This is a genomic window from Acinetobacter sp. YH01005, assembly GCF_013420465.1.
In the GTDB taxonomy this organism is placed as follows: domain Bacteria; phylum Pseudomonadota; class Gammaproteobacteria; order Pseudomonadales; family Moraxellaceae; genus Acinetobacter; species Acinetobacter amyesii.
Window position 1 is genome coordinate 232,177 of sequence record NZ_VOYA01000004.1, and the last position, 12,211, is coordinate 244,387.

Consider the following 12,211-nt stretch of genomic DNA (forward strand, 5'->3'; position numbering starts at 1 on the left):
CAATAAAAAAAGCCCACCGAAGTGAGCTCTTTATTAAGTGTCGCACAATTATTTGGTAGTTGCTGCTTTACGTTCTGCACTTGATGGCTGTTGTTGTACAGCATCGCTAGTGTTAGCCTTAATACCACCACCGAGTGTTTTGTATAACTCAACTTGGTTGTTTAAATTTGCTTGCTCAAGAAGCAACAAGCCTTGTTCAGAAGCATAAGACGTACGCTGTGCATCTAATACCGTTAAGTAGCTATCAATACCAGCACGGAAGCGGGCATTCGATAGTTTATAAGTCGTATTGGTTGCATCAACTAAGCGTTTTTGTGCAGATAGACGGTCGCCAATGTTTTGACGTACAGCTAGTGCATCATTCACTTCACGGAATGCTGACTGTATTGATTTTTCATAATCAGACAACGCAATTTGCTGGTCTGTTTCTGAAATTTTAATGTTGGCTTGACGTGTACCCCAATCGAAGATTGGAATATCAAGGCTAGGGCCAGCAGACCATACAAAGTTGCCTGATTTAAATAGATCACCTAAGTCCGTTGAAGCATAACCCGCTGAACCTGTCAGACTAATCGTAGGGAACAGACGTGCTTTAGCTGCACCAATGTTCGCACCAGCAGCAGACAGTTTGTATTCAGCTGCACGGACATCTGGACGGTTGTTTAACAAGTCACTTGGAATACCTGAACCAATGGTATTGGTCGAAGTAATTCGATTGACACGTTGGTTCGGCAGCAAGTTCGCAGGCACTTGTTGACCCACTAATAGATTCAATAAGTTTTGTGCTTGAGCAATTTGAGTCTTGTAGTTCGCAACATCATTACGTGCAGTTTCTACAGAAATTTGAGCCTGACGAACAGGAACTTCACTGTCGATACCTACATCAAAACGCTTTTTGTTGAGATTATAAGATTCAAGCTGAGCCTTTAAGGTTTGATCCGCAAGCTTCAAGTTTGAGTTGGCATACGCATAGTTTAACCATGCTTGAGCCACTTGACCCACGAGCGCAATTTGCGTTGCATCACGGGCACTTGCAGTTGCAAGGTAACTATCTAAGGCGTTGTCTTTTAAACTACGTACACGACCCCAAAAATCAAGTTCATAGGCAGTGACACCTAAACCGACATTATAAGAGGTGATAGGCTTTTGCGTATTCAACGTGTCTTGACGAAGTACGCTACCACTTGCACCAATGGTTGGTAATTGACCATTGGCAGTGATTTGATACTGTTGTTGTGCACGTTCAATATTTAAAGCAGCCGTACGTAGGTCACGGTTATTGGCTAAAGCTAAGTCAAGAACTTGTACCAGACGTTGGTCAGCAAAGAAATCTTTATATCCTTGTTCAGCAACAGAAGTACCAGAAGCACTTGCTGTGTAGCTTTCGGGGATATTGGTCTGAACAACCGGCTCTGGACCACGCATGCTTTGGCAGGCAGCCAAAGCAAGCGCAAGTGAAGAAACCGCAATGCTACGACCTGCAATAGACCATACATTTTGCATCACGATAAATGCTCCTGATTATTTTGTTGTTTTGGTTTGTACTTAAAGATACTTCGGATCCATACGTAGAACACAGGAATAAAGAAGATACCAAGTAGGGTAGAACTGATTACGCCACCCAATACACCATAACCTACAGAGTGCTGACTACCTGCACCTGCACCCGAAGAAAGGGCAAGCGGAAGTACACCAAAACCAAAGGCTAAAGTGGTCATGATAATTGGACGTAGACGCATTTTAGCGGCATGCAAAGTTGCGTCAAACAGATCTTCACCTTTTTCTTGAAGTTCTTTGGCAAATTCTACGATCAAGATCGCATTCTTCGCGGACAAACCAATGACGGCAATAATAGCCACCTGGAAGTAAATGTTATTCGCCAAGTTTGGATTTTTGAAGAACACCATTCCAAGGAAAGTCAGTAATAACGCACCCAATACACCTAATGGTACAACCAGTAATACTGAGAACGGAATAGACCAGCTTTCATATAAGGCAGCAAGACATAGGAAGACGATTAACAATGAAAGTGCGTATAGGAATGGTGCTTGTGCGCCAGACTCACGTTCTTCTAGAGATAAACCTGTCCATTCATAGTCAAAGCCTTGAACGCCCATCGAAGGAAGTTTTTGTACAATTTCTTCCATCGCTTTCATCGCGTCGCCCGAACTTACACCCACACCCGGTGAACCTTGAATGTTCACAGATGCGATACCGTTATAACGTTCAAGACGTGGTGAACCATAAGTCCATTCACCAGTAGCGAAGGTCGAGAATGGAACCATTGTGCCTTGGTTGTTACGGACATACCACTGGCTCAGGTCTTCAGGCATCATACGTGCCGCAGCTTCACCTTGTACATAGACTTTCTTCACACGACCACGGTCAACGAAGTCATTGATGTAAGAACCACCCCATGCCATACCCATTGTGGTATTGATTTCAGCAATGCTGACACCCATAGCACCGGCTTGAGCTTGGTCAATCGTGATTTTGTACTGTGGCGTATCTTCTTGGCCGTTAGGACGAACACCCATGAGGCGTTTATCTTGAGCAGCCATACCGAGTACCATATTACGGGCATCGATAAGTTGTTGATGAGTTTGACCTGCAGAAGCTTTTAACTGCAAGTTGAAGCCGGCAGTTACACCCAATTCAGGCATTGCTGGTAATTGGATTGGCATGATGTATGAAGCATCCTTCACGATCATGTTCAATGCCATACCACGTTGAATGATCGCACCCACTTGAGATTCAGGTGATGTACGATCTTCCCAATCTTTTAACTTGACGAAAGCAAGACCTGCGTTTTGACCCACACCTGTGAACGAGAAGCCGGCAACACTGAATACAGATTCGACATATTTTTCTTCGTTTTTCAGGAAGTAATTGGTCATTGCAGTGACAGTTTTGTCCGTACGCTCAAGTGAAGCATTCGGTGGTAACTGTACCAGTGTCATTACAACACCTTGGTCTTCTTCAGGTAAGAATGATGATGGTAACTTTTGGAATAAAAGTACCAATAAGCCAATCACAACCGCATAAATCACACCAGAGAAAATCTTGTGGTGCGTCATGAAGTTCACGCCGCCTTGGTATTTATGCGCAACTTTATCAAAAGAGCTGTTAAACCAACGGAAGAAACGGGCAAAGATATTGTTGCTTTCTAGTTTGTTTGGATCATGTTGTTTCAACATGGTCGCACATAGGGCAGGGGTAAAGGTCAATGCCACAATCAATGACAGAATCATTGCTGTTACCAGCGTGATTGAGAACTGACGATAAATTACACCTGTCGTACCACCGAAGAATGCCATCGGTACGAATACAGCGGTTAACACAGAGGTAATACCGATTAAGGCACCCGAGATCTGTTTCATTGAGATTTCAGTTGCAGTCACTGGGTCAAGATGATCTTCAACCATGACACGTTCAACGTTCTCTACGACAACAATAGCATCATCCACGAGGAGACCAATCGCCAGTACCATCGCGAACATGGTGAGTGTGTTGATCGAGAAACCAAACATGTTAATGACAGCAAAAGTACCCAATACCACTACAGGTACAGCCAATGTCGGAATAATCGTTGCGCGCCAGTTCTGTAAGAACAAGAACATCACAAAGAATACGAGAATCACGGCTTCTACAAGGGTATGTACAACACTTTCAATCGATAACTTAATGAATGGCGTTGTATCAAAGGCAAGAGTATCTTCTAAACCTTCAGGGTAGTTTGGACGTAGTTCTTTTAAACGTGCTTCAACAGCTTCGGCTGTGTCTAATGCGTTTGCACCAGTTGCTAGTTTGATCGCTACACCACCAGCAGGTTTGTTGTTGAACTTAGAGTCAAACTGATAGTTGTCTGCACCTAATTCAACACGTGCAACATCACCTAAACGTACTTGAGCACCATCACTACTGTTACGCAGGAAAATGTTTTTAAACTGCTCTGGTGTTTGCAACAAACTTTGTGCTGTAACTGTCGCGTTCAGTACTTGACCTTCAGTTGCAGGCGCACCACCTAACTGACCAACAGCAACCTGAGCATTCTGTGTACGGATAGCCGCAGCCACATCACTCGGTGTAACTTTCAGGTTTGCCATTTTGGCTGGATCTAGCCAAATACGCATCGCATAAGAACCACCGAATACTTGGACTTCACCTACACCTGCCACACGGCTGAGAGGTTCAGAAATATTCGAGTTTACATAGTCCTTAATGTCGTCCGCAGTCAACTTACCCGATGGTGAGTGGAATGCTACAACTTGTAGGAAGCTTGCGCCAGATTTGGTTACTTTTACACCTTGACGTTGTACGTCTTCAGGTAATAGCGCTGTCGCAGACTGGAGTTTGTTTTGGACTTGAACTTGGGCGATATCTGGATCGATCCCTTGTTCAAAGTTCAATGTAATAGATGCTTGACCGTTACCCGCACTGTTTGACGAAATATAACGTAAGCCATCCAAACCATTCATTTGTTGTTCAATGATTTGGGTTACGGTGTTTTCAACTGTTTCTGCAGACGCACCAGGGTAAGTCGCAGAGATTGAAACCGTTGGCGGCGCAATGGTCGGATACTGTGCAATTGGCATATTAGATAGCGTGAGTACACCCGCTAGCATAATTACCAATGCAATCACCCACGCAAAAATGGGGCGATGAATAAAGAATTGAGCCATTCAGTCTACTCCTTATGCGTTTGAAGTAGCTTTTTGTTCAGTTTTAGGCGCTGCTTGTTCTGCGGCTTTAGCGTCTGGTTTTGCTGCAGCAGGTTGTTGAGCACCTTGAGGTGCAGCAGCCTGAGGTTGATACGGTTTGGCTACAACTTGTTGCTCAGCTTTCACTTTTGCAATACCGTCAACAATCACTTTATCGCCAGTGTTTAAACCTTGAGTCACGATCCAGTTTGCACCTTGAGTACCGACTGTTGTTACAGGACGAGATTCTACAGCACCTTTTGCATTCACAATCATTGCCATTGCTTGACCTGTAGGGGTACGTGTAATAGCAGCTTGTGGAATCAGGTAAGCATTTGGAATCACACCCTGAACGATGCGAGCATTGGCAAACATACCCGGAAGCAATAAATGGTTCGGGTTAGAGAACACAGCACGAAGCGTAACCGTACCTGTATCAGGGTTCACACTTGCATCAGAAAATGCAAGACGACCTTCAATTGGGTATTCGCTACCATCTTCAAGACGTAATTTCACTTTGGTGTTATTACTGCTGTCTAAGTTGCCTTTGCTTAACTGTTGGCGTAGACGAAGAAGTTCAGCACTTGATTGGTTAATGTCAACGTACATTGGATCAAGACGTTGAATTGTGACTAATGGATCAGCTTGAGATGCAGTAACTAATGCACCCGCTGTCACTGTTGAACGGTTGGTTTGACCTGAAATTGGCGCACGTACAGTTGAGTAACCTAGGTTAATTTCTGCATTTTTAAGTTCTGCCTGAGATGCCGCAACATCTGCTTCAGCCAGTTTTACTTGCGCAACAATATCATCGTATTCTTGTTTTGAAATCGCATTTGAGCCAACAAGCTGACGGTAACGACCTTCTTTAACACGTAACACGTTTAAGTTTGCTTGTTGACGTGTTAAAGCAGCACGAGCACTGTCAGCTGAAGCACGGTTTGTACGTGAATCGATCTCGTACAAGGCTTGTCCTTCGCGAACATAGCTGCCTTCTGCAAATAGACGTTTCAGTACTACACCACTGGTTTGTGGACGTACTTCTGAAATTTCATAGGCAGATGTACGGCCTGAAAGTTCAACAGATTGTTCAACGCTTTGCGGTTGGGCAACAATGACACCGACTTCAGTTGGTGGCATTTGCTGTGCAGCAGCAGCTTGCTGTGCATCTTTAGGATCTTTGCTACAACCAACAAGTGCAATACTTGTTGCCAATGCGCAAGCAGTCAGGGCAGGAGCCCAAAGCTTTGCAGACATCATTGTTCCACCTCAATTAGATATTTATCTAAATTATTCATTTGTTTACGCTTTACTGATTTTGATGTAACTCAAATAAAGTAGCGTGATCCAAATAAAACTTATGCTCCAACCGGATAAGACATCTGTCGGAAAATGAACCCCAACATAAACTCGCGAAACACCCATACACAGCATCCATAACAATGCCAAAATGGTGATCAAGCGATGTTGAGCATGTTGTCGGTAAATCAAGATCATCAGACACGCAAGCGATGCAGCATAACAACTGTGTGCGCTTGGAAATGAACTCCCGTAAGACGCTACAAGATGGTACATTTCTGGGGGACGCGGTCTGGTGAACGTAAATTTAAGCAACCATGCAAGGCCGATACTTCCAAAGATCCCTATACTGATAAAAACAATCTCTGTGTATTTTTTATACCACGCAAAGTGTAAACACCATAGCGTGGTGAAAAATAATACAAAAGGCATGCCGCCTAGTGCCGAAAGTCCGATGGCAATTTGATTAAAAACAGCAATACGGTGCTGACTCATCCATTCCACGAGATTTAAATCTATTAGATTTAAATGGCTGGAATAAAGTGACAACACACTGATAATTAATGCAAAAAAACCAACAAACAGTAGCGTTTGTGGCATATTTTATTCCTTGTCATTTTAACCGGTTCGAGCTCGGTTAATTAATGGACTAAAGTGTACTCATCAGTACACTTTATTTCAAGTCTGTGTAAATCATACTGATTTTATTTTTTGTGTTCATTTACATCTTACTAAAATAAAACACAAATCTGCTAATGATTGTTCTTACTGGCTTGTGTGCCATCTTCAACTTCAAGTGGGGTTTTCGGTGGCCAGAAAAAGTCACTTGGTCGAGTTAGAAAATGAGTCATCACCAATTTAGCCAGGGGTTTCCATTGTTCAAATCTTACGCGACGAGCCCGTAGTGCCACAATAATTGTTAACGTGAAACTGACGAATAAGTTGGTAAGACCGATCAGAATAACCCCTAAGAATGACACAATGATTAAGCCAATGTCTGGCGAACCATTGATATTGATGAGGCCTTGAATAAAGTTAGCCGATGCGAAGGCAATATGGCGAATATCTAAAGGTAAACCTAAGATATAACCAATTGTGCCCATACTACCCAGCATGATCCCGAATAAGAAGTTACCCGCCAAAGCACCTAAGTTTCGTTCAATGTAAGCGGCAAACTTATCCAGTCTGTCTTGACCCATGATGCGTTTTAACTTTGGATGCGCTTGAATTCGTGGTCCAACTTTGCGATAGACCGCCATGTTGTCAAAGTAACCGGCAATCAAACCCGATAAAAACAAACATACCCCAGCAATCGCAGCATGTGGGACAGCGAGAGAAGTGAATGGGTTAAGGTCGTGTAATGTTTTGGCTGCTTTTGCATGATTCATTAAAGGTTCATGTAAAGCCATGTCCCAACTGAGGGCAATCAGCGCTGCAACAGGAATCGCAATACTGATGTTGCCTAAAATTGCAATAAACTGGGTGCGGATAATATTAATAATCAGCGCGGCAAGTTCGGCAATCTGAGCCATTTTCGAGCCTTTACGATGCTGAACCGTTGAGGCAAGTGCGGCAGCTGTCATCGCAGGCTGTTTGGTAGCAACCGTAAAATGTAAGACATGAATCAGCATAAAGCCGAAAGAGTAGTTCAGACTATATGAAATGGCTTGCATGAGCGGTGCCATGGTGACACGGGTCATCAGCACTTTTAGTGTTGCCATACATGCAATGATCACGCCGGCACCTGCCGCAGATCGGTACATGCTCATAAAGCTTTGTTTGTCCGTACTTACATAGTGTTCGCCAGTTTTACTTGCATTTTCGGTGACTTGTAGGGCAACCAATTCACTATTGGTGGCAAGTAAATCGCGCACGCTACGCTCGCTATAAATCGCTGACGTCACATCACTGAGTAAACTACCCATAGACACATAGCGGACATCATCTTCTTCAACAATCAGGTTGAGTAAGATTTCTAAGCGATCTAAACACTGTTCTAAAAGCGACAATAAGTACGTTAGGCTGACACTTACGCCAATTCGTTTGGTCGCACGCCGAATCTTCAGCACCACATCACGACATTGTTCCAGCATCACCAACGCTTGAGAAGCATCCGGCGGTAGCACGGCACTCATTTCTTCAGCACTTTGATGGAGCTTTTTATACTGTTGAATAAAATCGTTTATTTCACGGTTTTGCACCAAAAAAGGCGATTCATATTCGGTCAGTTCAGGCTGCGCATTAATAAATTCAGGATATAAGCCAATACCACTCACCCGATAAGACAAAACGGTAATGGCCTTAATTAATTCACGGCGAATTTTCTTTTTTTCTTCCTGATTGCTATGACCTTGGTTAAACAATCGAAAGAGCTGCATCCATTGCTGATCATCAATACTGTCGAGCCAATATTTGTCGTTATGACGATAAAAAACTCGACGGACTAAATCTTGTAGTTGAGTTTCGTCATTGATCAGGGGAAGAAAATGTGCGCCAAGACGTTGGAACAGTTGTCCCCAAAAACCATCGAGAGACAAAATACCCGTGTCCGCATATAAACTGGTTTGTTTATATCGGCTAATGAGTTTTAGAACAAAGCTTTGCAGGGTAGAGGCTGCATCTGGCGTGATGAGTAAAGCTTGGATGAAAGCCTGAAATTTTTTCTTAATTTCGTCGGTATTTTTTGTATCTTCTGGTCGAATTCGGTTGACCAATTCGATCAGCAAGTTTTCATCCAGCACAGCCCGAGGGGTATCGAGCTGTTGCTGCATGGTCAAAAAGATATCATTCAGTTTTATATGCATAGGCAAGGGGAATTACGATGAATATTGTTAATTATTGAATTCGGTGTAATGCCAAGTTTGCGAGGTTGATTAAAGCTTGACGATATTCAGTATCTGGTAGTGCTGCTAAAGCGGCTAGTGCTGCTTCAGTTTCTTCAGTCGCACGTTGGCTACAATAATCAAGAGCCCCAGAGCTTTGTACAATCTGAATTACACGCTCTAAATCTGCCGTACCACCTGTGGCAATACTGCGGCGAATAATGTCATGTTCTTCGCCAGTGGTATTCTTTAAGGCAGAGATTAAAGGTAAAGTTGGTTTACCTTCCATCAAATCATCACCAATATTTTTACCTAATGTTTCAGCATCTGAGGTGTAATCTAAAATATCGTCAATAATTTGAAAGGCATTTCCAAAGTGTCCGGCAAATTTTCTAAGCGGTTCACGGTACTCTTGTGTACCCGTCAAAATCGCTGCACCTTCGGTAGCGAGCTCAAATAAACGTGATGTTTTACCGTGAATAATATCTAAGTAGGTTTGTTCAGTAGTTTCAGGTTGGTGCTGTGATTGAAGTTGTAAAACTTCACCTTCAGCAATTTCACAGGTACCCGTTGAAAAGTCTTTGAGTAAAACTTTGCTGTCTAGATCCACCAATAAATCAAAAGCGCGAGAAATCAAAAAATCACCCACAAGTACGGCAGTTTGATTATTCCATGTCGCATTTGCGGTTGGGCGGCCACGGCGTAAACCCGATTCATCGACTACGTCGTCATGAACCAAGGTTGCGGTATGTAGCATTTCTATAATTGCTGCAAGTTTACGGTGTTTTTCTAAATCTTCTGCACCACAAGCTTTTGCTGCAAGTAAGCACATAATGGGACGCATGCGTTTACCGCCTGCTTCAACCACATGTTTACTGACTGCCATGACCAAGGCAACTTTAGATGTGATCCCTTCATTAATAAATTTGTCCATCGCAGCAAAGTCAGTAGCAACAGGCGCGAGAATATCTTGCTTAAAGTCGATGGTCATATGAAGAGAAACCTCAATAATTTTTGAATTACAGACGTAGTGTAGCAATTTGTTATATGAATAACAGATAAGAACTTACTCAATTGACTTAATCTTAAGTGATTTTTTTCATCAAGCGGAAGTATTGTACTTATTTTTTAACAGACTTTTATCTTTAGCATGTTGTTTGAACAGCATGTTGTTGATGTCAGTCCAGAGTATATTAGCGAATTGTTGCTAAAAATCTATGTCAAACCTTGCCAAAAGCATGATAAGTGAAATAGAGCACTCATTTTAATGGTTTTAATGACACTGTTTATATAATAAACGCATACTCATCTAATATTTTACGGAAATGACTTGTTGTTTTTCGGGTTATCCCTTAAAATCTTTGCCTTTGCGAAACCCCAGTGACGATCGTTTTAAGATCGGTATATCCCTTTACCGGCACGACAACACGGGCATGTTTGGAGTACTTAAATGTACGCAGTAATCCAAAGCGGTGGTAAACAACACCGTGTAGTTGAGGGTGAAACCCTTAAAGTAGAATTATTGAAAGCTGAAACTGGCTCAACTGTTACTTTTGATGACGTGTTGATGCTTGTTAACGGTGACAGCATTCAAATTGGTGCACCAGTAGTAGCTGGCGCTAAAGTAACTGCTGAAGTAGTTAGCCATGGTCGTCACGACAAAATCCGCATCATCAAAATGCGTCGTCGTAAACACTATCGTAAACAACAAGGTCACCGTCAATGGTTCACTGAGTTGAAAATTACAGCTATTTCAGGCTAATTACGAGGAGTAAGTAGACATGGCAACTAAAAAAGCCGGTGGTTCGACTAAAAACGGTCGTGACTCGAACCCAAAAATGTTGGGTGTTAAAATCTACGGCGGTCAATCTGTGACTGCTGGTAACATCATCGTTCGTCAACGTGGTACTGAATTCCACGCTGGTGTAAATGTAGGTATGGGCCGTGACCATACTTTATTTGCAACTGCTGACGGCGTTGTGAAATTCGAAGTGAAAGGCCAATTCGGTCGTCGCTACGTATCTGTTGAAGCGTAAGCTTTAATAGAAAAAAAACCCGCATTTTTGCGGGTTTTTTTTCGTCTGACTAAAATGTGAGGTATTTTTTAGATTGTTACAAATGATGTGCAAATCAATAAATTAACCATAAATAGTGATTTAAATCACAAAAAATAAAGAGCGTAATAGAGGAGTACAAATACAAAAAAAAGGATAAGGACATGAATAAAATATTGAATATAGTTTTTATCGGTGCTGACTATCAGAAAAGGAATTGTCCTGATAAAAGCCAACAAATTGCATTTGAAAAGACACTAGGACTTGGTGAAATAACTTCAATCGCTATTAAAGCTGTACCAAAATTACTAGCTGTGAGTATTTTATTTTCTTAGGTTCAATTGCATGGGCTGGTGGGAGTGGCTCGTCATATCCTGAGCATACTTGTAATCGTTGCAATAGTGGAATTCCTGGCCCAGAAGGGCCAATGGGACCTCAAGGTCCTGCTGGTGAAAAAGGCGATACAGGAGCAACAGGCGCTACATGTGCAACCGGAGCTAAAGGTGATACCGGAGCAGTAGGTGTTACAGGTGCAACCGGTAAAGATGGACTCAATGGCCGAGACGGCATCGATGGTAAGGATGGGTTGAACGGTCTGAATGGCAGCAATGGTCTAGATGGTGCAAGTGCTTATCAAGTTGCGGTGAGCAATGGTTATGAAGGCAATGAAGACCAATGGTTAGAAAGTCTACGTGGTGCAGTTGGCGCACAAGGGCTAACCGGTGAAAATGGTTTCAGTGCATATGAACTTGCGATAAAAAATGGATTTGTCGGTACTGAAGTTGAATGGTTGTTGAGCTTAAAAGGAACAGATCCGTACATTAAAATCCAATCAAACGTTGCCAATACAGCACCTAAACCAACTGCGAATGGACAAGATGCGATTGCAGTCGGTGCAGGTAATAAAGCTGATGGTAATCAGTCTATTGCCCTCGGTGTAAACAATATAGTCGGTGGTGATGGATCTGGTGCTGTAGGTTCAAATAACACAGTCACAGGTAATAATACCTATGTGGTTGGTAACAATATCAACACCTCTGCAAATAATGCTGTTGTACTTGGCAATGGTTCAAGCTTTGACCGCAATAATACGGTTTCCGTTGGCTCGGCTGGTGCAGAGCGGCAAATTATCCATGTGGCAGCAGGTACGGCAGACACCGATGCGGTAAACGTGAAACAAATGCGTCAAGCAGATCTAGAAGTGTTAAATATAGCCAAATACTTAAAAATATAGAACAATAGAAACATGGGATATTCAAAAGATTTTAAAGACAAAGTCATAGAAATTATGACTAGAGATAAAATGTCTGTGCGAAAAGCAGCACAGCATTTTAAC

At 42.6% G+C, this 12,211-nt stretch carries 10 protein-coding genes; 4 read left to right on the forward strand and 6 right to left on the reverse strand.

What is annotated here, in order from left to right; all coding sequences use genetic code 11:
• Positions 1–48: 48 nt before the first annotated feature.
• The 6 genes from adeK to sdsA form a co-directional block, all read right to left on the reverse strand.
• Positions 49–1,503, reverse strand: a complete 1,455-nt coding sequence (adeK, locus tag FTT72_RS03940) for a multidrug efflux RND transporter AdeIJK outer membrane channel subunit AdeK (protein WP_180177909.1) — start codon at positions 1,501–1,503, stop codon at positions 49–51.
• A complete protein-coding gene (locus FTT72_RS03945; RefSeq protein WP_180177903.1) occupies positions 1,503–4,682 on the reverse strand; it encodes an efflux RND transporter permease subunit in 3,180 nt (1,059 codons plus the stop codon). Before FTT72_RS03945 ends, adeK begins: the two co-directional genes overlap by 1 nt.
• A gap of 12 nt (positions 4,683–4,694) precedes the next feature.
• Positions 4,695–5,960: an efflux RND transporter periplasmic adaptor subunit gene (locus tag FTT72_RS03950; RefSeq protein ID WP_078191394.1), complete on the reverse strand. Its 1,266-nt coding sequence runs from the start codon at positions 5,958–5,960 to the stop codon at positions 4,695–4,697.
• Positions 5,961–6,002: 42 nt separating this feature from the next.
• Positions 6,003–6,599 (reverse strand): phosphatase PAP2 family protein, encoded by a 597-nt coding sequence (locus FTT72_RS03955; protein ID WP_180177904.1) that lies wholly within the window; start codon positions 6,597–6,599, stop codon positions 6,003–6,005.
• 152 nt (positions 6,600–6,751) lie between these two features.
• Entirely contained in the window at positions 6,752–8,803 is a 2,052-nt protein-coding gene (locus FTT72_RS03960; RefSeq protein ID WP_180177910.1) for a site-specific recombinase, read from the reverse strand.
• 31 nt (positions 8,804–8,834) lie between these two features.
• Positions 8,835–9,812, reverse strand: a complete 978-nt coding sequence (sdsA, locus tag FTT72_RS03965; RefSeq protein ID WP_180005068.1) for an All-trans-nonaprenyl-diphosphate synthase — start codon at positions 9,810–9,812, stop codon at positions 8,835–8,837.
• A 459-nt stretch (positions 9,813–10,271) separates the two neighbouring features.
• On the opposite strand from sdsA, the gene rplU reads away from it, so the two are divergent.
• The 4 genes from rplU (at position 10,272) to FTT72_RS03985 (ending at position 12,109) form a co-directional block, all read left to right on the forward strand.
• Positions 10,272–10,583, forward strand: a complete 312-nt coding sequence (rplU, locus tag FTT72_RS03970) for a 50S ribosomal protein L21 (protein WP_078191390.1) — start codon at positions 10,272–10,274, stop codon at positions 10,581–10,583.
• Between the two features lie 19 nt (positions 10,584–10,602).
• Positions 10,603–10,857 (forward strand): 50S ribosomal protein L27, encoded by a 255-nt coding sequence (gene rpmA / locus FTT72_RS03975; RefSeq protein WP_067764378.1) that lies wholly within the window; start codon positions 10,603–10,605, stop codon positions 10,855–10,857.
• A 182-nt stretch (positions 10,858–11,039) separates the two neighbouring features.
• A complete protein-coding gene (locus FTT72_RS03980) occupies positions 11,040–11,210 on the forward strand; it encodes a hypothetical protein (protein WP_180117798.1) in 171 nt (56 codons plus the stop codon).
• Positions 11,211–11,302: 92 nt separating this feature from the next.
• Entirely contained in the window at positions 11,303–12,109 is an 807-nt protein-coding gene (locus FTT72_RS03985; protein ID WP_257233395.1) for a hypothetical protein, read from the forward strand.
• The last annotated feature ends 102 nt before the right edge of the window (positions 12,110–12,211 follow it).